Annotated in this window: 24 protein-coding genes and 1 pseudogene; 12 read left to right on the top strand and 13 right to left on the bottom strand. The window is 35.9% G+C overall.

All coding sequences use genetic code 11. The features are described from left to right. Positions 1-43 precede the first annotated feature (43 nt). The 6 genes from Y7E_RS0111405 to Y7E_RS0111380 form a co-directional block, all read right to left on the bottom strand. Positions 44-844, bottom strand: a complete 801-nt coding sequence (locus Y7E_RS0111405; protein ID WP_017151384.1) for a DUF4097 family beta strand repeat-containing protein — start codon at positions 842-844, stop codon at positions 44-46. Positions 845-849: 5 nt separating this feature from the next. Next, complete coding sequence (locus tag Y7E_RS0111400; protein WP_017151383.1) at positions 850-1,392, bottom strand: DUF1700 domain-containing protein; 543 nt, start codon at positions 1,390-1,392, stop codon at positions 850-852. A gap of 4 nt (positions 1,393-1,396) precedes the next feature. Further along, the gene (locus Y7E_RS0111395; RefSeq protein ID WP_017151382.1) at positions 1,397-1,708 is read right to left on the bottom strand and encodes a PadR family transcriptional regulator; all 312 of its coding nucleotides are present in this window, start codon (positions 1,706-1,708) and stop codon (positions 1,397-1,399) included. Positions 1,709-2,066: 358 nt separating this feature from the next. Continuing rightward, positions 2,067-2,489 (bottom strand): YfmQ family protein, encoded by a 423-nt coding sequence (locus Y7E_RS0111390; protein WP_017151381.1) that lies wholly within the window; start codon positions 2,487-2,489, stop codon positions 2,067-2,069. Positions 2,490-2,736: 247 nt separating this feature from the next. Further along, the gene (locus Y7E_RS0111385; protein WP_051128661.1) at positions 2,737-3,606 is read right to left on the bottom strand and encodes a DUF2935 domain-containing protein; all 870 of its coding nucleotides are present in this window, start codon (positions 3,604-3,606) and stop codon (positions 2,737-2,739) included. Between the two features lie 175 nt (positions 3,607-3,781). Beyond that, positions 3,782-4,120 carry a YmaF family protein gene (locus Y7E_RS0111380; RefSeq protein ID WP_017151379.1) on the bottom strand — a complete coding sequence of 113 codons (339 nt, stop codon included), beginning with the start codon at positions 4,118-4,120 and terminating at the stop codon, positions 3,782-3,784. Positions 4,121-4,403: 283 nt separating this feature from the next. Between Y7E_RS0111380 and Y7E_RS0111375 the strand changes: the two genes are divergently transcribed. The 4 genes from Y7E_RS0111375 (at position 4,404) to rfbG (ending at position 9,444) form a co-directional block, all read left to right on the top strand. Continuing rightward, the gene (locus Y7E_RS0111375; protein ID WP_017151378.1) at positions 4,404-5,153 is read left to right on the top strand and encodes a sugar phosphate nucleotidyltransferase; all 750 of its coding nucleotides are present in this window, start codon (positions 4,404-4,406) and stop codon (positions 5,151-5,153) included. A 34-nt stretch (positions 5,154-5,187) separates the two neighbouring features. Further along, positions 5,188-7,245 (top strand): glycosyl transferase, encoded by a 2,058-nt coding sequence (locus tag Y7E_RS0111370; protein ID WP_422666712.1) that lies wholly within the window; start codon positions 5,188-5,190, stop codon positions 7,243-7,245. 124 nt (positions 7,246-7,369) lie between these two features. Next, the gene (locus Y7E_RS0111365) at positions 7,370-8,329 is read left to right on the top strand and encodes an NAD-dependent epimerase/dehydratase family protein (RefSeq protein WP_026049180.1); all 960 of its coding nucleotides are present in this window, start codon (positions 7,370-7,372) and stop codon (positions 8,327-8,329) included. A 26-nt stretch (positions 8,330-8,355) separates the two neighbouring features. Beyond that, the gene (rfbG, locus tag Y7E_RS0111360; protein WP_017151375.1) at positions 8,356-9,444 is read left to right on the top strand and encodes a CDP-glucose 4,6-dehydratase; all 1,089 of its coding nucleotides are present in this window, start codon (positions 8,356-8,358) and stop codon (positions 9,442-9,444) included. Between the two features lie 374 nt (positions 9,445-9,818). On the opposite strand, the gene glnA is transcribed toward rfbG, so the two are convergent. The 4 genes from glnA to hflX all read right to left on the bottom strand — a co-directional run bounded on the left by glnA (position 9,819) and on the right by hflX (position 14,306). Next, complete coding sequence (glnA, locus tag Y7E_RS0111355; RefSeq protein WP_017151374.1) at positions 9,819-11,153, bottom strand: type I glutamate--ammonia ligase; 1,335 nt, start codon at positions 11,151-11,153, stop codon at positions 9,819-9,821. Between the two features lie 48 nt (positions 11,154-11,201). Further along, positions 11,202-11,591, bottom strand: a complete 390-nt coding sequence (gene glnR / locus Y7E_RS0111350; RefSeq protein ID WP_017151373.1) for a transcriptional repressor GlnR — start codon at positions 11,589-11,591, stop codon at positions 11,202-11,204. Positions 11,592-11,764: 173 nt separating this feature from the next. Beyond that, positions 11,765-13,036: a methionine gamma-lyase family protein gene (locus Y7E_RS0111345; protein ID WP_017151372.1), complete on the bottom strand. Its 1,272-nt coding sequence runs from the start codon at positions 13,034-13,036 to the stop codon at positions 11,765-11,767. Next, the gene (gene hflX / locus Y7E_RS0111340; protein WP_017151371.1) at positions 13,029-14,306 is read right to left on the bottom strand and encodes a GTPase HflX; all 1,278 of its coding nucleotides are present in this window, start codon (positions 14,304-14,306) and stop codon (positions 13,029-13,031) included. Before hflX ends, Y7E_RS0111345 begins: the two co-directional genes overlap by 8 nt. Before the next feature lie 92 nt (positions 14,307-14,398). Between hflX and Y7E_RS0111335 the strand changes: the two genes are divergently transcribed. From Y7E_RS0111335 to Y7E_RS34740, 3 genes are all read left to right on the top strand, one after another. After that, positions 14,399-15,025, top strand: coding sequence for a trimeric intracellular cation channel family protein (locus Y7E_RS0111335; protein WP_017151370.1), 627 nt, complete (start codon positions 14,399-14,401; stop codon positions 15,023-15,025). A 95-nt stretch (positions 15,026-15,120) separates the two neighbouring features. Continuing rightward, positions 15,121-15,258 carry a hypothetical protein gene (locus Y7E_RS33615; protein WP_003208046.1) on the top strand — a complete coding sequence of 46 codons (138 nt, stop codon included), beginning with the start codon at positions 15,121-15,123 and terminating at the stop codon, positions 15,256-15,258. A 12-nt stretch (positions 15,259-15,270) separates the two neighbouring features. Beyond that, positions 15,271-15,405 (top strand): hypothetical protein, encoded by a 135-nt coding sequence (locus tag Y7E_RS34740; RefSeq protein WP_017151369.1) that lies wholly within the window; start codon positions 15,271-15,273, stop codon positions 15,403-15,405. Between the two features lie 40 nt (positions 15,406-15,445). On the opposite strand, the gene spoVK is transcribed toward Y7E_RS34740, so the two are convergent. Further along, complete coding sequence (spoVK, locus tag Y7E_RS0111320) at positions 15,446-16,402, bottom strand: stage V sporulation protein K (RefSeq protein ID WP_017151368.1); 957 nt, start codon at positions 16,400-16,402, stop codon at positions 15,446-15,448. A 117-nt stretch (positions 16,403-16,519) separates the two neighbouring features. On the opposite strand from spoVK, the gene Y7E_RS0111315 reads away from it, so the two are divergent. The 4 genes and pseudogenes from Y7E_RS0111315 (at position 16,520) to Y7E_RS35015 (ending at position 19,670) form a co-directional block, all read left to right on the top strand. Continuing rightward, the gene (locus tag Y7E_RS0111315) at positions 16,520-17,482 is read left to right on the top strand and encodes a tyrosine-type recombinase/integrase (protein ID WP_017151367.1); all 963 of its coding nucleotides are present in this window, start codon (positions 16,520-16,522) and stop codon (positions 17,480-17,482) included. Positions 17,483-17,555: 73 nt separating this feature from the next. Beyond that, positions 17,556-18,032 (top strand): annotated as a pseudogene (locus Y7E_RS34290) (collagen-like repeat preface domain-containing protein); the annotation flags it as partial. A 409-nt stretch (positions 18,033-18,441) separates the two neighbouring features. Continuing rightward, on the top strand, positions 18,442-19,287 hold the full coding sequence (locus Y7E_RS34285; protein WP_237741366.1) for a hypothetical protein: 846 nt from the start codon (positions 18,442-18,444) through the stop codon (positions 19,285-19,287). 35 nt (positions 19,288-19,322) lie between these two features. Next, a complete protein-coding gene (locus Y7E_RS35015; RefSeq protein ID WP_422666714.1) occupies positions 19,323-19,670 on the top strand; it encodes a Gly-Xaa-Xaa repeat protein in 348 nt (115 codons plus the stop codon). Between the two features lie 118 nt (positions 19,671-19,788). On the opposite strand, the gene hfq is transcribed toward Y7E_RS35015, so the two are convergent. After that, entirely contained in the window at positions 19,789-20,013 is a 225-nt protein-coding gene (gene hfq / locus Y7E_RS0111305) for an RNA chaperone Hfq (protein ID WP_000813896.1), read from the bottom strand. Between the two features lie 25 nt (positions 20,014-20,038). Next, positions 20,039-20,989, bottom strand: a complete 951-nt coding sequence (gene miaA / locus Y7E_RS0111300; protein WP_017151365.1) for a tRNA (adenosine(37)-N6)-dimethylallyltransferase MiaA — start codon at positions 20,987-20,989, stop codon at positions 20,039-20,041. Positions 20,990-21,484: 495 nt separating this feature from the next. On the opposite strand from miaA, the gene Y7E_RS0111295 reads away from it, so the two are divergent. After that, positions 21,485-21,721: a hypothetical protein gene (locus Y7E_RS0111295; protein ID WP_026049179.1), complete on the top strand. Its 237-nt coding sequence runs from the start codon at positions 21,485-21,487 to the stop codon at positions 21,719-21,721. Positions 21,722-21,795 lie beyond the last annotated feature (74 nt).

Raw genomic sequence — 21,795 nt, 5'->3', positions numbered from 1 at the left:
CACTGTCTACTTAAAGGGGGTAATACCAAGACTGGTCTATTTTTTAATTCGCTTCAATTGTCACGTCTCCTGCGGAGGTTTGTCCGCTAATTTTCACACTACCATTTCCTAGTGTTACATCCCTCTCTTCTTCCTTAAAAATTCTCACTTCACCTGCAAATGTTTTCCCACTTATAGTCGCATCTTGAGGCTTTTCGAGCAAGCGAATGTCAACGTCTCCTGCAGTGGAACTTGCTTCCAAATCATATTTGGAGTCGTGATCAATAACATCTACCTCTCCACTTTTGGTTTTTGCTACAACTTTACCACTTACTTTTTTCATTTTAACTTCGCCCGCTTTTGAAGATCCTTCTACCTTCTTCGCTGTCACTCGCTCTATTTCTACATCCCCACCAAGCGTCGATGCATCTACACGTTCACCTTTCACATCACTTACTGTTATCTCACCCGCAGAAGAACTCACTTTTATTTCTTGATAGGAACGTTCTGGAACAACAATTGTTACTCCTGTTGTTTTAAATCCGAAAGATAAAAATGAAAAATCGAATGAAAGTCCTTTTTTTATCCTCCCTTGAATCTTTAATGTATCTCCTTGTTCATCAATACTCACTTTTTGTTTTGCAATATTCCCTGATTGTTTTATATAAAAAGAAGAATCATTTCCTCTTTGAACCGTAACATCCCCAGCATCCAAATCAATTTCTAAATTTTTAATTGCTTCATTTTTAATAACCTTTTCTTTATCTCCACTTTCCGCCGCATCTACTGCTTTTGTATATGTTTGTGATATACCAATAACGCCAATAATGATAAAAGCGACAGCTACTAACAATATTTTTTTCATCTCAGTTACTCCCCTTTAATCATTTTGAGATTCCAATTTATATAGCTTACACAAAAGTTTTTAAACCATTTTGTACAGTAGTAAGCAACTATACATAACAATAAACCTACTCCAACGAACGTAATAGAAACAAATATATCAAGCCATAAAAAAGTACCAGTTAGTATTTTAATTACTACAAATAACGGAGCCACAACTGAAGTAACCCCTCCAACCCAAAGCGCAAATATAAAACTTACAATTGCAATTAAAGGGCCTAATACAATAATAAAGTTTAATAAACTAAGGCCAATTGCTGCCATCACCGCTCTTGTTATATTCGAAGCAGACGGATCTTTTTTCATTTCATCAAAACGATATAAAGCCAACATCTCTTTCGCAATTGATTTCGGCGAGCCTAACCCTTTTATAATTTCTAATTCTGTTTTTCCTTCCTCTTGCCCAAACCGAAAATGCTCCTCATAATCGTATAAAATATCTCGCCTTTCTTCTTCTGGTAACTTTCTAAGATGTCCGGATAATTCTCGAAGAAACTGTTCTTTATTCATATCATTACACCTCTTCAATAATTTCTTGTACCCCTTTAGCAAAATCACGCCACTCCGTTACAAGTAAATGGAGTTGCTCTTCTCCTTGATTTGTTAATTGATAATATTTACGCGGTGGTCCTTCTGTTGATTCTTTTAAATACGTTTGAAAATAACCCTCTTTTGTTAAACGACGTAATAACGGGTATACTGACCCTTCCGATATTAAAAATTTATTGGAGATTTGCTGAACGAGTTCATAACCGTAGCAATCTTTTCGTTTGACAAGTGCCAGTACACACAGTTCTAGCACACCTTTTTTAAACTGGACGTTCAAAGACAATCCTCCTTTCCAATCAGTACTAATCAATGCAAGGTACTTACGTTACCCATAATATACCATTTACTATTGTTTATTGCAAGGTACTGTTGTCTATTTAATAAAGCACTTTACACTCAATTAATTAAAAAAATCATGATTTCTCCTTCCCTACATACAGGAAAAACGTGATAAACCATATCTTTTATAGATTGTTATACCATAATACAACTACAGCAGGGTATATTTCTAATTCTTCGTCTAAATATGCTGTTTCAGGAATATTAATTTTTAACGTTTCATTTGTAATATCATTTTAAAATTAACCTATTAGTATTTATAATACGTAAAAAAGATTGTCTCTTTGACAATCTCTTTAAGCTAAATTTCCCGTTACCATCAGCGAACGATTTTGCAGGCTTTTGGAACGCAAACTATATGCGACTACTTTCTTCTTGTACTGCTTGACTACATCAACGTGATCATCGTAACTGTACACAGAAAACCTAACATCGATTTTTCCCCTCTTAGTATCGATGACTAATGTAGTTCCACTGCCTTGTGGAGGAAAATAATATTTCTCTAAAAATATCGCTTCGTTAAAATAATCAACAATTTGAATTTTTTCTTCACCGTCTAAGCACTTTCCATCAATAGTTACGGTAACAGCCTCATTATTTAGTTGCGGATGCAGTTCAAATCTACTGATAAAAGACTCCACAACAGAGGTTGGAATACTTGCCACCACTATTTTAAAACCCCCGAAAAGAATTAACATAACTATAAACCAGGTCGTCATATTTTATCATCTCCGTTACGTGCTAAATTCATATTATTACATTACTAATATTATCACAGTGTAATTAGTTAATTTTTGTATATTGTGTGACACTTGATACGTGATAAAGATGGACCATCCACTTTCGTACAGTCTATATTTATGAAGAAAGGTAAGCATACAGAAAAGGCCGATAATTCCTTAGCATAGAAATTACCGACCTTTTCATGATGAAAATGACATGAATTGTTGCATAATAAAAAAGCACTCATTCCATCGATTGTTGCATTTGCTTTTGTTTCAACCTTTCTTCCAACACATGAATCATAAATAAGAAATGCTCGGCTTCCCTTACAACATGATCGGCTAATAATGGATTAATTACACTTTTAATTTGACATGTTTGGATGAGCTCTAATCCAGCTTTTTTGAAATTCCTCAATTCAACTGTGGCATTTTCACTATCTTTATTCATTTTACCTATAATTGGATACGTTGGTTGTTTCTGATACAGCATTGATTCAACATCTCTCGCTTGACCAAGAAGAACTTCAAAATCATCACCAAATTTTGAAGCAGTATGAACTAAATTTCGCTCTGATTGATCAAGCAAAGAAGCAATAAAACGAGAGTGTTCCATCATAATTCTTAGCCAAAACACATTTTCACTAATTATCGCATCTTGAATTGGATCCATTTTTCCTTCATTAAACTTCTGAAGCGTTCTTATAAAATATTCCGCTTCTCGCGCAATATGATCTACTAATAATGGAAAGTTGAAACCACTTACCTTACAATTAATAATTAAAATTAAAAGATTTCTTTTATAATTTCGAAATGCATAAACTAACTGAATACTTTCTTCATTTAATTGCCTGACTGCTTGAACAGTTTGAGGAATAGAGAATGCTTTTTGTAAATGCCGATCAAAAAGTTGAAAGAACTGATCTACTTGTTGAATTAGATTTTTATCTTTCCGATTAAATCCTTCACTAAGAAACAGCGCATGTTCCTTCATAATTCGTAACCAAAACCGATTTTCAGTTAAGGACCTTTCGATAAATAATTGTTCTGTTAACGATTCAGAAGGCGCGGCTTTCAATTCCGGCGGAAGTAACATAGCCCGCTGTGTATCCATAACAAAATGACCGGGAATAGATTGTTGTTTCCCATTACTCACTAAACTCCCCCCTAACGCCCTTAAAAGTATCAAGGCTACATTATGTATATGAATTGGTAACATTCACTATAACCAAAGATTCATCTATAAAATGAAAAAGCCCACACTTAACTAACATGTGAGCTTCCTTTACCTATTTATTACCTGGAGCAGGCTGGTCCACTCCCCTAATCCGATGTTTATGTCCATTATCTTCCGTTGTATAAAAATCATAATAATGAACATGCATCCCATTTCCAACTGGAATAGCTGGCCCCGAGTGCGCCTTATAGTAATGAGTATGTCCATCTTCAAATACTACATATCCTTCTGTATAGTGTATATGCCCTCCATCCTGCGTTTGAATTGGTGGAGAAGTTACATCTAAACATTGATGTACATGTCCCGCATCGACAGATGTATAATCGACAGACCCATGATTATGATTAGGTACAAACCCTGAAACAAAATCAGCTTTTCCTACCCTGTTCACTCTACTCCCTCCTTGTCCATCAAAATAAACTTTATAAATTTATATGTTTAAAATCAAAATTAATACCTATTAGCTCCCTATTTACTGACTATTCAGTAATAAGAATAATTAAGTAGTTTAAAGTAAATATTATGCCTTCCGTACCTTCCCTAAAGGAATCAACTTCTTATTGTTAACCCTTCATTTTATTTTTTTTATAAATACCCGTACATACGTGGATACAAGTTAATATGTGCGACATAGTTTAAATTAGTTATATAAACAGAAGGGCAGGAAAGATATTGTGAAAGTCATAATTTTATGTGGTGGAAAAGGATTAAGGATGCAGGGGATTTTAGAAAATATTCCTAAACCATTAGTTCAAGTTCAAGGAAAACCTCTCATTTGGCATATAATGAATTGGTATAGAAGATTTGGACATTATGAATTCATCTTACCATTAGGATATAGAGGTGAAAAAATTAAAGAATATTTCATGGACTATACATGGAAGGAACATGATTTTAATTTAGATTTAAAAAATAATCAGTACCAGTTGCTCGAAGAACCAGAAAAGTGGAATATAAAATTTATAGATACAGGAATTGAAACAATGACCGGAACCAGATTAAAAAAACTTGAAAAGCATATACAGGATGAGATATTTTTATTAACTTATGGTGACGGATTAGCAAATATAAATATTAATGAACTTATAAAATTTCATAAAGATAAAGGGAAAACTGCAACATTAACTGGCATTAAAAAAAGTAGTCAATATGGTTTATTACAGGTCGAAAATGGGATTGCTATAGACTTTAAGGAAAAGCCTCTACTTGATGCTGTAATAAATGGTGGTTTTTTTGTATTTAATAAAGAAATATTCAATTATTTAAATGATAATGATTGTATGCTTGAAGAGGAACCCCTACTTAATTTAATAAAAAACAATGAACTTTCAGTTTATGAGTACAATGATTTTTGGATTAGTGTTGATACACCTAAAGATCTTAAAGATGCAAATGAAAGCTGGAACCCTAACAAAATTAATTGAAAGGAATGAATAAACATTGAATTTTAGCGATAGAATGCAAAGTTTACCGCGCCCTTATACTCCCTCTACAGTAGAAAAAGATGTTCCGTTATCTCCAGATACTTCAGATGCTCCAGCTGTTAATTACTTAAAAAAATCTAAAATTAAAAAAATAAAACCTCTATTTTATAATAAACAGTTCCAATCTGGAAATCATTTTTGTGCCATAGTTGGAACAGAATACGTCTTAAAAATAATTGCCTTACGACAATCTCTAATACAAAATTCACAAAAATTCACATTATGGATTTGTTGTGTAGATTCATTCGCGTATTCAATATTGAAAGAAATGAACTTGAATAATGTAAATCTCTTACAGGCACATGATATAGAGGACGCAAGTTTGAAAGATATTAAAAGAAAAAGGGCAGTCAATGAATATTGTTGGACTTTAAAGTCCGTACTTATTGAGTATTTATTGGTAAATTATGATTTGCCATCTGTTCTTTATTGTGATGGTGATTTATATTTCTTCTCTGACCCTAACGCGATATTTGAAGAATGGGGCGACAATTCTATTTTTCTTTGTCCACAAAGAGACCGTGACTGGGTGGAAGAAAAATATGGAAAATACCAAGCTGGATTAATTGGATTTAAAAACGATTTCTACGGATTAAAAAGCGTACGATGGTGGAAAGAAAAATGCTTAGATTGGTGTAGCGCTATCCCTGATAATGGAAGATTTGGTGATCAAAAATATTTAGATTTTATCCCCATTTATTTTCCAAAAGTAAAAATCTCAAGAAATCTAGGTATAAATGCTGCACCTTGGAATTGTATTTATAATAACAATTATAAAATTGATAAAAAACAAGATGAGGTATACATCGAAACAGATAGACTAATTGTATATCATTTTGCGTGTATTAGCATTTTCAACGAAAAGGATTTTGATCTTTGGTCTTTAGATGAAATCTCAATACCAAATAATATATTACACCATATCTATACCCCCTATTTAGAACAAATTCAGTTTACCCTCAAAAAATTAACAGAAAAATTAGGTAAAAAAACAAAGCGACTATTAAGTGGTAAAGATATAAATGAGGCGCAAACTTTATATAAAGATTCACAATTAAGAAGAAAAATAAATCAATCAAATCATTTTATGAATTATTCAATGATTATAAGTCAAAAACGTTTAATTCAAGGTCTAACTTGTTATTATTCACTTGAAAATCATTGTCCTAATTTTACTGTATGGATCTGTTGTATGGATAATTTAACTTATCAAATTCTCACAAATCTAAAATTGAAGCATGCTATACTAGTTCATGTGAAAGACCTAGAAAATCATGAACTCTTAAGTATAAAAAATGAAAGAAGTTTACAGGAATACTGTTGGACATTAAAAGCTCCTCTGTGCCTCCATATTCTTAATAATTATTCTGAAGTTGATCACATTATATACTGTGATGCAGATATGTATTTCTTTGCAAAACCTAATATAATTCTAGATGAATGGTGGAAGTATTCTGTATTTCTTTGTCCACAGAGAGGCACTGCTGAACTGGAAAATGTACACGGTATGTATCAGGCGGGTCTAATAGGGTTTAAAAATGATCAAAACAGTAAAGATATTTTAACATGGTGGAAAGATAAGTGCCTAGAATATTGCAATGATGTATATGATATCGAGATGAATAGATGGGGAGATCAAAAATATTTAAATCACATCCCTGATATATTTTCTAATATCAAAATCCTGACTCACAAGGGTATTAACACTGCACCTTGGAATCTAATTTTAAATAATCATTCTCCTATAACAAAAGCAGAAAACAAGATTTTTATAGATCAAGATGAATTAATCACTTTCCATTTTGGGAGTATGCAAATTTTTAATACAAACGAATTTGATTTATGGAAACAAGAAAATGTAGAAATTGATCAATCAATTTTAGAATATATATATATCCCTTATATCAAAAAAATAAGAAATACATGTCGCGTTCTTCATAATATTTTTTCTCTTACTCCTTTATTTGCTGGACAATTAGATAAGTCCTCAGTAAAAAACTATTTTCAATACTCTTCCCCGCATTTCAGATAAAATCCATTCTCTCTTTTTATATAAATAGTATTATTTCCTGATTTCTATAAAACTTCTAATTAGAATTCCTTATTCCCTTTACCTAAAAATTATTTTTTAAGGAGACGAATGAAATTATATGAATATGATTGATCATTTCGAAAATAAAACATTTCTTGTCACTGGTGGATACGGATTTATTGGTTCTCATTTAGTACGAAGATTATTAAAATTACAAGCAAAGGTCGTTATTTTGGCAAGAAAATCATCGAATCCTTGGCGTCTTAAAGAAGTATTAAAAAGTATCAAACTGTATGAAGTAGATATACGCGATAAAATAAAAGTTCAAAATATTATAAAAAAAATCCGTCCAGACTATATTTTTCACCTTGCTGCATATGGGGTAAATTCAACTAATACAGATTACATGAATGCCATTGAGACGAATGTTGTAGGTACAATTAATATTATTCAAGCAACAAAGTCTATAGATTGCAAAAAGATTATTAATATTGGAAGCAGTTCTGAATATGGAAATAAATCAGAATCTATTCAGGAAGATATGGCACTAACACCAGTAGATATTTACGGAAGTAGCAAAGCAGCAGCCACTATACTCGCTCATCAAATTGCTGCTGACAATAATGCAAACCTTATAACCTTAAGACCCTTTGGAATATTTGGAGAAGGTGAAGAACCACATAAAATTTTTAGTTATATTATTTTACAGGTATTACAGAATAGAAATGTAGATTTAACCTTATGTAATCAATTAAGAGATTACTGCTATATAGATAACATTATAGATGCTTGTATGTTAACCATTGAAAATAATTCTATACAAAATGAGATTTTTAATATTGGAAGTGGTGAAATTCACCCTTTAAAACATTATGTGGAATTACTCTTTAAACACTTGCAGACAGATAAAAGACCCAATTATGGTGCATTATCCTATAGAACTAATGAAAGATGGATTTCTAAACCGAATATTAATAAAATCAAAAGTATGCTCTCCTGGGAGCCGCGCATAAATATTGAAGAAGGTATTATTAAAACTGTTAATTGGTATAAACATAATGCACATTTATATCTGGATGCATGAAAATATATTTCTAAGGTGTGAATCAATTGTTAAATAATAACTTTAATAATGTGTTTCATGGAAAAAAGGTTTTAATTACAGGTCACACCGGCTTTAAAGGCTCTTGGCTATCCATATGGTTAAAAGAATTAGGTGCGACTGTACTTGGATATTCTTTAAATCCGAAAAATAAAAAAGATAATTTTATAATAACAAATCTCCAAAACGATATAATTGATATTCGTGGGGATATTAGAGACTTTAATAAATTAAATAAAATTTTCAAAGAATATAAGCCTGAGATTGTATTTCATTTAGCTGCACAACCACTTGTTAAATATTCCTATGATTATCCTAAAAATACGTATGATATAAATGTTATGGGAACAATGAATATATTGGAAGCAATTCGTTTACATGAATCAACTAAAGTAGGAATTATAGTTACAAGTGACAAATGTTATGAGAACAGTGAATGGGTTTGGGGATATCGCGAAAATGATCCAATGGGCGGATATGACCTCTATAGCTCTAGCAAAGGATGCTGTGAACTTTTAATTTCTTCCTACCGTAACTCTTACTTTCCAGAAAAAAAATATGAGCATCATAAAAAAATAATCGCAAGTGTCCGAGCTGGCAATGTAATTGGCGGCGGAGATTGGTCAATAGACAGGATTATTCCTGATTGTATACGAGCACTAGAATCAAATCGTGAAATTGTTATTAGAAACACTAATGCAATAAGACCTTGGCAACATGTACTCGAACCCTTAAGTGGATATTTGCTTCTAACAGAAAAAATTTTAACAGACGGTATTCTTTTTTCTGGTGCATGGAACTTTGGTCCAAAACTAAATAATATTGTCTCAGTAAAAGAACTTGTTACTGATATAATAAAGACTTGGGGATGTGGGAATTGGACATCATCAAATGTACATCTAGAAGAATTTCATGAGGCAACATCCCTAAACCTCGATATAAGTAAAGCAAATTTCAAGCTCAATTGGGAACCAAAATGGTCCCTTCAACAGACTATAGATCATACATTAGACTGGTATAAAAATTACAATACGTACTCCAGTGCACAGATGAGAAATTTATGTATTAGCCAAATTCAACAATATTTGCAGTCTTAAGAAAAGAAAATTGTTTTTACATTAACAGAAAACCCTCTCACTAAATCAACATTTAAAAATACACTAGATCGCATTCTAAAACAACAAAATTACATTCATTAAGTATTCATGGTCTTGGACGTTCCTATACCGTACCTTTATTAAAAGCTGGCGTTGAACGATTAGGTCATAACAGCATTGAAATCACAGCCGATATTTATTCTCATATTACTCCTAAAATCATTGAGAATGAAGAAACTAAATATAATGCTTATATGGGGCAAGAAGTTAATATGGAAAAAAGCGAGACAAAGATAGTTTCCTTGATGGGACATATGTAACACGACCAAACAGAAAAAACCCTTGACACATTATGTGTCAAGGGTTTGAGACTCTTAGTAAAGAGTCATATATTGATCGCGTTCCCATTGGTGAACTTGCGTGCGGAACATATCCCACTCAATCTCTTTCGCTTCGATAAAGTGCTCAAGTAAATGCTCACCTAATGCGCCGCATACGATTTCGTCAGATTGTAATGTAACTAATGCTTGCGCTAATGTTGCTGGTAAGTCAACGATACCCGCTTCTTCACGCTCTTCTTTTGTCATAACATAGATGTTACGATCTACTGCAGCTGACGGAGTTAATTTATTTTTAATTCCGTCAAGGCCTGCTGCTAATAATGTCGCCATTACTAAATATGGGTTTGCTGCTGGGTCAACACTGCGTACTTCTACACGTGTACTTACGCCGCGAGATGCTGGAATACGCACTAATGGACTACGGTTTTGTGCAGACCATGCTACGTAACAAGGTGCCTCATATCCAGGTACTAGACGTTTGTAAGAGTTTACAGTTGGGTTTGCTACCGCTGTAAATGCTGGTGCGTGTTTTAAAATACCTGCGATAAAGTGACGAGCATCGTCACTTAATTGTAAGTCACCATTTTGATCGTAGAATACGTTTTCTCCATTTTTGAATAGCGATAAGTTACAGTGCATACCAGAACCGTTCACTCCGAATAATGGTTTTGGCATAAATGTTGCATGTAAACCGTGTTTACGAGCAATCGTCTTTACAACAAGTTTAAATGTTTGAATGTCATCACATGAACGAATCGCATTCGCATATTTAAAGTCAATTTCATGTTGCCCTGGTGCAACTTCATGGTGAGATGCTTCAATTTCGAAGCCCATTTCTTCAAGTTCAAGAACGATATCACGACGACAGTTTTCCCCTAAATCCATCGGCGCAAGGTCGAAGTATCCACCATTATCATTTAGTTCTAATGTTGGATTTCCTTTTTCATCAACTTTGAATAAGAAGAACTCTGGTTCTGGTCCAAGGTTGAATTCAGTAAATCCTAATGCTTCCATTTCTTTTAACATACGCTTTAAATTGTTACGTGGGTCACCTTCAAACGGAGTACCATCAGCATTGTAGATGTCACAGATTAGACGAGCTACTTTACCTTTTTCAGCAGTCCAAGGGAATACTACCCAAGTATCTAAGTCTGGATATAAGTACATATCAGACTCTTCAATACGAACAAATCCTTCAATTGAAGATCCATCAAACATCATTTTATTATCTAAAGCTTTCGTTAACTGACTAACTGGAATCTCTACGTTTTTAATAATCCCTAAAAGATCCGTAAATTGTAGACGGATATACTTTACATTCTCTTCTTTCGCTAAACGGAAAATATCTTCTCTAGTGTACTTTGCCATTATAAATTCCTCCTTAGTCCCTCTAAACACCTTCAGAATCAGTTATCTCTAGTGAAAAAACCTTGAAATATCACCTTGTCGTAATGAAGTTCGATTGAATCTGCCTGTATGTTGCAGTTCATCTCGAAGAATTTTACGAAGCTCAGATTTTGAAATTTCTTTCGATTCTTCTTTTACTTTCACTGCTTCTGTTTGATTTTCTTTCATTTGCAATACTTGTTTAATACCAGCCATATTTAAGCCTTGATCTAACAAATCTTTAATTTCTAACAACTTATCTACATCGTTAAATGAAAACAATCTACGATTTCCCTTTGTACGGGTTGGGAAAATTAAATTGTGCTCTTCATAGTAGCGAATTTGCCGAGCAGATAATTGTGTTAAATCCATTACAATACCAATAGGAAACAGCGGGGCAGAACGTCTATCTTCTTTCATTGTTTCAGTTCCTCCTTCGCCTTAACTGTTTCTCATTTTATACCATGTTATGTTTGATGTCAACAGATGTTAGCTTTTCTTACATGATTTTTTATAAATTTTTTCATTCTTTTTTAACATGGTACAAATCCCTTCTTCTATACAAAAAAGCTGTCGAAATCGACAGCTCCCTCTTACGAAATTGTTAATAGTTGTTTTTCAATTAACGCATCGATCGCGGAACAAATCGCAATCTTCACGTGAGAATAAGTTAACCCACCTTGTACATAAGCAACATACGGAGGACGAATTGGACCATCTGCTGACAATTCAATGCTTGCACCTTGAATAAACGTACCTGCAGCCATAATAACATCATCTTCATAACCTGGCATATAGTTTGGATACGGTGTAAAGTGAGAATTAATTGGAGATGCATATTGAATTGCTTGGCAAAATGCAATCATACGCTCTTTGTCATCAAATTGAACAGACTGAATCAAATCTGTTCTTGCAGCATTCCATGTTGGTGATGTATTCATTCCTAACTTCTCTAAAAATGCAGCTGTAAAGACCGCTCCTTTTAACGCTTGGCCAGCAACATGAGGAGCTAAAAAGAAACCTTGATACATTTCTTGTAAGCTATATAAAGACGCACCCGCTTCTGCTCCAATTCCTGGAGACGTTAAACGATACGCACAAGCTTCTACATATTGCTCTTTCCCAACAATGTAACCACCTGTTTTCACAATTCCACCACCTGGATTTTTAATAAGGGATCCTGCCATTAAATCCGCACCAACATGGCACGGCTCTAACTCCTCAATAAATTCTCCGTAGCAGTTATCTACAAATACAACAACATCTGGCTTAATTTCTTTTACAAAAGAGATCATCTCTTTAATTTCTGCAATTGTAAATGATGGACGAGTCGCATATCCTTTTGAACGCTGAATGCCAATCATTTTCGTATTTTCATGGATCGCAGCTTCCACAGCTTTAAAATCAACACGACCTTCTGTCGTTAACGGTACAGCATTATAGCCAATGTTATATTCTTTAAAAGAGCCAACACCTTTACCTCGCACACCGACAATCTCTTCTAACGTGTCATATGGTTTCCCAGTTATATATAATAGCTCATCACTAGGGCGTAAAATACCAAACAAAGCTGTTGAAATCGCATGTGTACCTGAAATAATTTGCGGACGAACAAGACCCGCTTCTGCTCCAAATACATCAGCATAAACTTTCTCTAACGTATCACGGCCAATATCATCATAACCATATCCTGTCGTTGGGATAAAGTGAGAATCACTAATTTTATGATCACGAAAACTTTCTAATACACGGAATTGATTACTTTCAATTACTGCATCAATGCGTTTATGTACACCTGTAATTTGTTCTTCTACTTCTTTTACAATAGGAGCGATTCTCCCTCCATTTTTCAAACGATCAAACATTGTTATTCTCTTCTCCTTTTTCCACTAAAAATCTCTTTAATTGCCCATTCAGCGGGGAATGACCAAATATATAACCTGTACACTCATAGAAGAATTCATTTTCTTTAAATTCCATCCCAGTTAATACAGTTTCTGTTTTTAAAAGCGCTAGTAATTTACCTTCGCTCGGAGGAATCATAGCCTTATACGATTCCATCTCTTCCATCATCTTCGTTTCTACCGATTCTTTCAGTCTTAATAAATCCACTTCCTCAAAAGCACTTGTCATAAGAAAATCACTTTTTGGAAACGGAATAAAATTCTGATGTAATTTATCCTTCTTATTGTAAACCGTAATAATTGGAATATGATCAATTTCAAGATCCTGTAGTAATTGTTTTACCGTCTGTTCATGCCCCACATAATTCGGATCTGCAGAATCAACGACGTGTAAAATCACATCGGCTTCACCTGCTTCTTCCAATGTAGAGCGAAACGCAGCAACCAATGACGTTGGCAAATCTTGAATAAAACCCACCGTATCAGTTAATAGCACCGTGTAACCACACGGTAATTGCATCTTTCTTGTCGTTGGATCTAACGTCGCAAATAGCAAATTTTCTTCAAACGTATCCGCTTCTGTTAATCTGTTAAACAATGTCGATTTCCCAGCATTTGTATAACCAATTAACGCAACTTGAAATACTTGATTATCCTTTCTACGCTCACGATATCTTTTCCGGTGCTCCACAACAACCTCTAGCTGTTTCTTAATTTCATCAATCCGGGAACGAATGTGACGACGATCTGTTTCTAACTTCGTTTCACCAGGACCTCTCGTACCAATTCCACCTCCAAGACGTGATAGCGCTAATCCTTGCCCCATAAGGCGTGGCATTGTATATTGCAATTGAGCTAATTCCACTTGAAGCTTACCTTCTCTTGATTTCGCACGCTGAGCAAAAATATCCAATATCAATTGCGTACGATCAATCACTCTTGCATCTAAAAAAGAGGATAAATTGCGAATTTGACTCGGTGTTAACTCATTATTAAATATAATAACAGCCGGTTCTAATTCTTCTGTCAGCGCCGCAAGTTCTTCTAATTTCCCCTTACCTATGTAAGTAGCAGGATGAAATTCAGGACGTTTTTGCGTTGTAGATACCAAAACCTCCGCACGGGCTGTCTTCGCGAGCGACGCAAGCTCTTTCATGGAATGCATAAACCGTTCATCATCATCTTGCGGCAATTGACAGCCAACTAATATGACTTTTTCTTTTTCTTCCATCAAATATGTTCACTCATCCTTTTCGAAAATTAAACCTTCTAATATAATAGCAGAGGAAGCACATTTCATCTAGTTAGCGGGGGAGAAAATTCATGGCATGGGAGATTTTTAGTATCATTGGTACAATTGCCTTCGCACTTAGCGGAGCTATTGTCGCAATGGAAGAAGATTACGATATTTTTGGGGTATATATCTTAGGAATGGCAACCGCATTTGGGGGAGGTGCCCTTCGTAACTTATTGATCGGTTATCCAATCGGTGCTTTTTGGCAACAAGACATGTTATTTCAAATTGCACTTTTGTCAATGACAATTATTTTTCTATTTCCAAATAAATTAATTACACATTGGAAACGATGGGAAAACATTACAGATGCCATTGGCTTATCGGCATTCGCTGTTCAAGGAGCACTTTATGCACAAAAGCTCAATTTACCTATTAGCGCCACAATCGTCGCATCTGTTTTAACAGGGATTGGCGGCGGTATCATTCGTGATTTATTAGCACGCCGCAAACCTCTCGTTCTTCGCGCAGAAGTATATGCATTTTGGACGATTTTAGCAGGATTTTTAATTGGCGCCAAAATCGTTGTTAGCGATTGGTCTTTGTACATTTTATTCATTTTGATTGTTTGCTTCCGTATGATCTCTATTCATTACAAATGGCATTTACCACACAGACGCTTAGATAATAAAGAGCGTTCTCTTCATAAACAGTAACTTCATCCCTTTACATACCGTAAAGGTTTTTTTCTTTTCTGACGTGTTTTTCTGTCCATAGTGTCCATACTAAATTTTAAAGCGAGGTGAATATAATGACAAACCACGTAAACAAAGGAGCTCAAAAGAGCTCGGTCAATCAAATTAGCTTCGATCCAAAATCCGCCCATGAAAAAAGCAAGAAGATGGAGCGGTATCATAGGGCATATCAACAAAAAGCTAAAGAAGAATAGGAGTGATTTAAGATGGCAAAAGGAAATAACAATCGCAATCGTGGACAAAGTAGTAGCGTTAATCCACAAGGACTTGCATCAGATGTAGCTGATCAAAGCCCAAAAAGCAAATTAGAACAACGAGCAAAAACCAAAAATACAAAATAAAACGCGATGCCTTTCTCTTCACATAAAGCAAACGCACAGTTTATGAACTGTGCGTCTCTTCTTCAAGCGTTAAATCACTACTTGATATCCCAATTAAATCATATTTATCGTATGCATCCTCTTGTAGTAAGCGCATCGCCTGCGTACGAATGGATTTCTCAACAATATTCCGGACATAGCGCCCATTACTAAATGATGTAATTTGTGATGAATATTTCACCGCATGTAAATGATCACGGAATTTCCACTCCGCCTCTTTTGATAACTGATATTCTCGTTCATCATACATTCTCTTTCCAATTTCGAGCAACTGATTTACTGTATAATCCGCAAACTCAATAATAAACGGAAAGCGCGATTGTAATCCTGGATTTAAAGATAGAAAATGATTCATTTCTCTTGAATATCCCGCTAAAATTAAAACAAATCCATGCTGCTTATCCTCCATATGTTTAACAAGTGTATCAATCGCTTCTTTTCCAAAATCTTTCTCTCCACCACGCGCTAACGAATACGCTTCATCAATGAACAATATTCCTCCCATGGCTTTTTTAATTAAATCTCTTGTTTTTTGAGCTGTATGCCCAATATATTCTCCCACAAGGTCCGCGCGTTCTGCTTCGACTAAATGCCCTTTTGATAAAATATTCATCTCAAATAATAATTTCCCAATCATTCTTGCAACAGTTGTTTTTCCTGTTCCCGGATTTCCCTTAAATAACATATGAAGCACTTGCTTTTCTGACTTCAAACCGATTTCTTGCCTTTTCTTATTCACATAAATCCATGCATAAATTTCTTTTATTATTTTTTTTATATCTTCCATTCCAATAAGTTTACCCATTTCCTCTTCGATTCGCTGCAGCATCTCATGCTTCGTAGAAGTTTCATTTGAAATTATCGGCTTATTTTCTGAAGCAGGTACTGAAAATTTTTTCCGGTGATTTAACACGATATTAATTTGATTATTATTTTTCTTTCGCATCGATTGTTCCATACAATCACCTCTTTTATCAACTCACCAAATAGTATTATTAATATTTCCACTTCCCCTATAAATAACTATTTTCAGAAAAATTTGCTATAATATAAGAAAAAACAGGGTGGTGGGAATATGGAAACAAAGGATCTTCATGATACGGTACAAGCTTTTTCTGCCTTTTTATTAAATAAAGGTCGAAAACCCTCAACCATCAAACGTTACGTCTATGATATTGAAGATTTTGGGAATTGGTTAAAAAAAAATAAAAAGCTTTCCTCTAGTAATATATGGGCTACACTTTGTACAAAAGACTACGAAGATTATTTTTCCGACTTAAAAAAGAAACGACATTACTCTGAAAAAACAATGCACCGTGTATTTATTGTCTTAAATAGACTATATCAGTTTTTAAACCTCCCAAATCCATTAAAGGATATGGAACTCGTCATCCAACCTAATCGTGCGTTACGCGATGAAGATTTCATTTCAAAAGAGGACGAAAAACGCTTAAAACATACCCTGACTTCATTAGAAGGATTATCAGAGAAGCAACGTCCTGTCCGTCCCTTACTAATGGATCGTAATATTTCTATTGTGAATTTACTCATTGACTACGGCTTATCCCTACAAGAACTTGTATCATTAAATATGCATCACGTTCATTTTGAAACAAATACAATTTCCATCCCAGCTGTAGCAGGTGTTGAAAGAACCATTAATTTAACTCACAACGACAAAAAACAACTATATAACTATTATAAAAAAATCCCTGAACCAGTTCGTCCCAAATACCATAGTGATGACCCACTGTTTGTAGCATTTGATTTCAACCGTAACACATATCGCTGGGTGTACGAAAACGATGCCCCAAAAGCACTAACAGAAATAGCTGTTCAAAAAATGATTCGTCTTGAAGTAGCTCGAGCAAATTTACGCAAAGGAATTTCTGGTCAACACTTTCGGAACACTTTTATTTTACGTTTAATTGAGCAGCACATTCCAGAACAAGAAATCATGAAACGTGTTGGTTTTAAATCAAAAATTTCCTTAAAAAGGTATTATCAATACGCAAAACAAAAAGAAAACGCCTCATAAATAGGCGTTTTTACTATTTTTCATACAAACAGCCCGTTCCCCTATTCCTTTTTATATTTAACTTGCATCTACTATGATAGGTTTTTCAGCATCTAAATTAGAAAGGAGAATTTTAATGTCTCATTTTAACGATAATCTGAAAAAGACTTCAAAACCGTATTTCCCAACACAACCTCTCCGTATTCCGGCAGTTCATTATACCCCTATTCCTGAATTATACTTAAATCTTTTTTCCGATACTTTAAGTGACTTAACTAATATTATTCCAGCTGTATTTTCCTATCCAATACAATCTAACATAAAAGAATTTATAAACTTATTAGAAATAATAAAAGGGTTCCTGGAACGCTTAAACTTAACACTTACACAGCGAGAAACCGGCATCGCAATTGTCGAAAATTTAATTACTATTTTGGAAAATCAGCCTTTTGTAGCAAATGCAACATATATTGAATTACAAAACTTGCTCAACTTTTTACTGTATACCACTAAATTATTTAAAATCAATCATCGTGTATTCAAAAAAATCATCGTGCAAATAAAAAATTTACAAATTACTTCACTACAAATTGCGCCAATTGGAATGACTGGACCTCGAGGCGAACAAGGGCCTCAAGGTGAGATAGGACCTCAAGGCGAACAAGGGCCTCAAGGTGAGATAGGACCTCAAGGCGAACAAGGACCCCAAGGCGAACAAGGAACTCAAGGCGAACAAGGGCCTCAGGGCGAACAAGGACCCCAAGGCGAACAAGGGCCTCAGGGCGAACAAGGACCTCAGGGCGAACAAGGGCCTCAGGGCGAACAAGGACCCAAAGGCGAACAAGGGCCTCAGGGCGAACAAGGACCCCAAGGCGAACAAGGACCCCAAGGCGAACAAGGGCCTCAGGGCGAACAAGGACCCCAAGGCGAACAAGGACCCCAAGGCGAACAAGGGCCTCAGGGCGAACAAGGGCCTCAGGGTGAACAAGGGTCTCAGGGTGAACAAGGGCCCCAAGGCGAACGAGGGCCTCAAGGCAAACAAGGACCTCAGGGTAAGCGAGGACCTCAAGGCGAACAAGGTACCCAAGGCGAACAAGGGCCTCAGGGTGAACAAGGACCCCAGGGTGAACAAGGGCCTCAGGGCGAACAAGGACCCCAAGGCGAACAGGGGCCTCAGGGTGAACAAGGGCCCCAAGGCGAACAAGGACTCCAAGGCGAACAAGGACCTCAAGGCGAACAAGGACCTCAGGGCGAACAAGGACCTCAGGGCGAACAAGGACCTCAGGGCGAACAAGGACCTCAAGGCGAACAAGGACCTCAGGGCGAACAAGGACCTCAGGGCGAACAAGGACCTCAGGGCGAACAAGGACCTCAAGGCGAACAAGGACCTCAGGGCGAACAAGGGCCTCAGGGCGAACAAGGACCTCAGGGCGAACAAGGACCTCAAGGCGAGCGAGGACCTCAGGGCGAACAGGGGCCTCAGGGTGAACAAGGGCCTCAGGGCGAACAAGGACTCCAAGGCGAACAAGGGCCTCAGGGCGAACAAGGACCCCAAGGCGAACAGGGGCCTCAGGGTGAACAAGGGCCTCAAGGCGAACAAGGACTCCAAGGCGAACAAGGGCCTCAGGGCGAACAAGGACCCCAAGGCGAACAGGGGCCTCAGGGTGAACAAGGGCCTCAAGGCGAACAAGGACTCCAAGGCGAACAAGGGCCTCAAGGCGAACAAGGACCTCAGGGCGAACAAGGACCTCAGGGCGAACAAGGACCCCAAGGCGAACAAGGACCTCAGGGCGAGCGAGGGCCTCAAGGATTTAACTTTCCGGTAACTACAGCTGTACTAAAAAATACACTTCCACAAACTATAAAACCCAATCAAAACGTCCGGTTCAATCTTACTTCTAACATAAATAACATACACTTCGATGCAACAGACACAATCACAATACTTGAAGATGGTGTATATGTCATTGACTTTTCAGCTTCAACAATATTTTCAGGTTCAGCTCCCTTCGGCTTTGGCATTTCCATTAATGGCAACATACCTTCTGATAACTTTTCAGCAAATGCAATTGGAAGTTCAATTACATTTTCCACAATTGAAACATTGAAAGCCCGAAATACGATTACTATTCAATCTACTGCTAATACAATTACTATTCCCGATACAGGCAATACCACTGTTAAACTCACTATCTTCCGCATTCATTAAAGGGTTTCTACATTATATAAAGTGACACTTCCATTAGTGGGGGTTACTGCCCATTAATGCAAAATAAAAATAAAAAAGAGCGAATTTCTCGCTCTTTTTTTGATATGTACAATTTTTTCTACTCTAATTCAATTGAAACGTTTTTTTGCGGAACAAATGTGGAAATAGCATGTTTATAAATAAGCTGTTGCTTACCTTCTGTTTCCAATAAAACTGTAAAGTTGTCAAACCCTTTAATTAATCCACGAAGCTGGAAACCATTTAATAAGTACAGCGTCACAAACGTATTTTCTTTACGGAGTTGATTTAAAAACTGATCTTGAATATTGATTGATTGCTTCATGTCGAATCCTCCTCTTTTTCTCTACTTACTTATTATTCGACTTTAGTTGTAGCTTTCCTTCTATGTATCGCAAAATTTCTGCTGTTTTTTCACCGTCGGTAACATCAAACCATGTCACATCCATTTTATTACGGAACCATGTTAGTTGACGTTTTGCATAGCGACGTGAATTCGTTTTTAATCGCATTATCGCTTCTTCTAGCGAAATATGCCCTTCGAAATAATTATATAATTCTTTGTAGCCAATTGCTTGAATGGATTGGCAATCTTGGACTCCATTTTCATATAAAGTATTCACTTCTTGCAACAATCCTTGTCCGACCATAAGATCGACACGCAAGTTGATGCGATCATATAACATTTCACGATCCATAGTCAAGCCGATTAACGAAACATCATATAGCAACTCATTTTCCTGCTTTTCAAGTTGATCACTCATCTTTTGCCCTGTCGTATGGAAAATTTCTAGAGCTCGAATGACACGCCTTACATTATTCGCATGAATACGACTCGCACTTTCTGGATCTACCTCTTGCAGCTTCTTATGTACATATTCTACACCATGTTCTGTCGCTAGTTTTTCCAGTTTCTCTCGATATACAGGGTCTCCAGCCTCATCTGTAAACTGATAGTCATATAAAACTGATTGTATATAAAGACCGGTACCCCCAACAATAATTGGTAGTTTCCCGCGTTCTGTAATTTCTCGAATATGGCCTCGAACAAGCTCTTGAAATTCCGCCACAGAAAATGAATCTTCTGGATTTTTAATATCGATCATGTAATGCGGAATTCCTTCCATTTCTTCCGTTGTTACCTTAGCTGTCCCGATATCCATCGTACGATAAATTTGCATCGAATCTCCGCTAATGATTTCACCATTTAACGCTTTTGCAAGATCAATGCTTAATTTTGTCTTTCCCACCGCAGTCGGTCCGATGATGACAGCAACTTTTTCACGTTGCAGTTCTCCCATATACTTCAACTCTCTTTATGTAATCTTATCCATCTGATCATTATATCCAATCTTACCAATTTTAATAGTCACAATGCAAGTTCTTTCAATACGGTAAATAAAATTCCAAAATAAGAATGATTAATAAAACCTTAACCAGTAGGATCATCTTCTTCCCCCACTGATTTTCACGCCTAACCAATCAGGCTTTTCTAGAGATTCTCTCCTCCAACTATCTTCCTCCCCTCTTTCTGAATCTTGAGGTGAAGATTTTACTACCCCCGAATAGCGAGATAAAGTGAAACTTCCATCAGTGGGGGTTTCTTCATCCACCACTGATAGTTAGTTGAACGAATCGGGCATTTACGGTCAGTTGTCCCCACCTATCTTCCTCGTTTCTCTCTGAATCTTGAGGTGGGGGTCTTACTGCCCGCAAATAGCGAGATAAAATTGACATAGTTTGTCCAACGATACATATACATGATAAAAAGTAAGATTGGAGAGGATATAATGAAAATCGGACAAGCTGCTATTAATTTTTCAACATTAACGGAAGAACTCATTTTAGCAACAGCATTAAAAGAAAAGAACTGCTCACAAGAAGAATTATATTTCGCTTTAACCTGCTTACTACGTTCCTTTCATACATTATTCAATAACCAAATTTTAGACGAACCAACTAAACAATATGCACAAACCCAATTTTACAGTGCATATAAGATTATTACAGGGCGAACTGTATATCCATTTTAACAAATTTTAAATAACAAAATGGCTGTTAGGAAATTCCCAACAGCCTGAAAGACCAGCACTCAATATTTGAATGC

The organism is Bacillus bingmayongensis, from assembly GCF_000299035.1.
Classification (GTDB): domain Bacteria; phylum Bacillota; class Bacilli; order Bacillales; family Bacillaceae_G; genus Bacillus_A; species Bacillus_A bingmayongensis.
Note: the sequence above shows the minus strand (reverse complement) of the source record. Positions and strands in the feature narration are given on the sequence as shown.

Coding starts and splice junctions, on each gene's coding strand:
- Y7E_RS0111405 (WP_017151384.1), bottom strand. CDS start 844: ATGAAAAAAATATTGTTAGTAGCTGTCGCTTTTATCATTATTGGCGTT.
- Y7E_RS0111400 (WP_017151383.1), bottom strand. CDS start 1,392: ATGAATAAAGAACAGTTTCTTCGAGAATTATCCGGACATCTTAGAAAG.
- Y7E_RS0111390 (WP_017151381.1), bottom strand. CDS start 2,489: ATGACGACCTGGTTTATAGTTATGTTAATTCTTTTCGGGGGTTTTAAA.
- Y7E_RS0111385 (WP_051128661.1), bottom strand. CDS start 3,606: ATGGATACACAGCGGGCTATGTTACTTCCGCCGGAATTGAAAGCCGCG.
- Y7E_RS0111370 (WP_422666712.1), top strand. CDS start 5,188: ATGCAAAGTTTACCGCGCCCTTATACTCCCTCTACAGTAGAAAAAGAT.
- Y7E_RS0111365 (WP_026049180.1), top strand. CDS start 7,370: ATGATTGATCATTTCGAAAATAAAACATTTCTTGTCACTGGTGGATAC.
- glnA (WP_017151374.1), bottom strand. CDS start 11,153: ATGGCAAAGTACACTAGAGAAGATATTTTCCGTTTAGCGAAAGAAGAG.
- glnR (WP_017151373.1), bottom strand. CDS start 11,591: ATGAAAGAAGATAGACGTTCTGCCCCGCTGTTTCCTATTGGTATTGTA.
- Y7E_RS0111345 (WP_017151372.1), bottom strand. CDS start 13,036: ATGTTTGATCGTTTGAAAAATGGAGGGAGAATCGCTCCTATTGTAAAA.
- hflX (WP_017151371.1), bottom strand. CDS start 14,306: ATGGAAGAAAAAGAAAAAGTCATATTAGTTGGCTGTCAATTGCCGCAA.
- Y7E_RS0111335 (WP_017151370.1), top strand. CDS start 14,399: ATGGCATGGGAGATTTTTAGTATCATTGGTACAATTGCCTTCGCACTT.
- Y7E_RS33615 (WP_003208046.1), top strand. CDS start 15,121: ATGACAAACCACGTAAACAAAGGAGCTCAAAAGAGCTCGGTCAATCAA.
- Y7E_RS34740 (WP_017151369.1), top strand. CDS start 15,271: ATGGCAAAAGGAAATAACAATCGCAATCGTGGACAAAGTAGTAGCGTT.
- spoVK (WP_017151368.1), bottom strand. CDS start 16,402: ATGGAACAATCGATGCGAAAGAAAAATAATAATCAAATTAATATCGTG.
- Y7E_RS0111315 (WP_017151367.1), top strand. CDS start 16,520: ATGGAAACAAAGGATCTTCATGATACGGTACAAGCTTTTTCTGCCTTT.
- hfq (WP_000813896.1), bottom strand. CDS start 20,013: ATGAAGCAATCAATCAATATTCAAGATCAGTTTTTAAATCAACTCCGT.
- miaA (WP_017151365.1), bottom strand. CDS start 20,989: ATGGGAGAACTGCAACGTGAAAAAGTTGCTGTCATCATCGGACCGACT.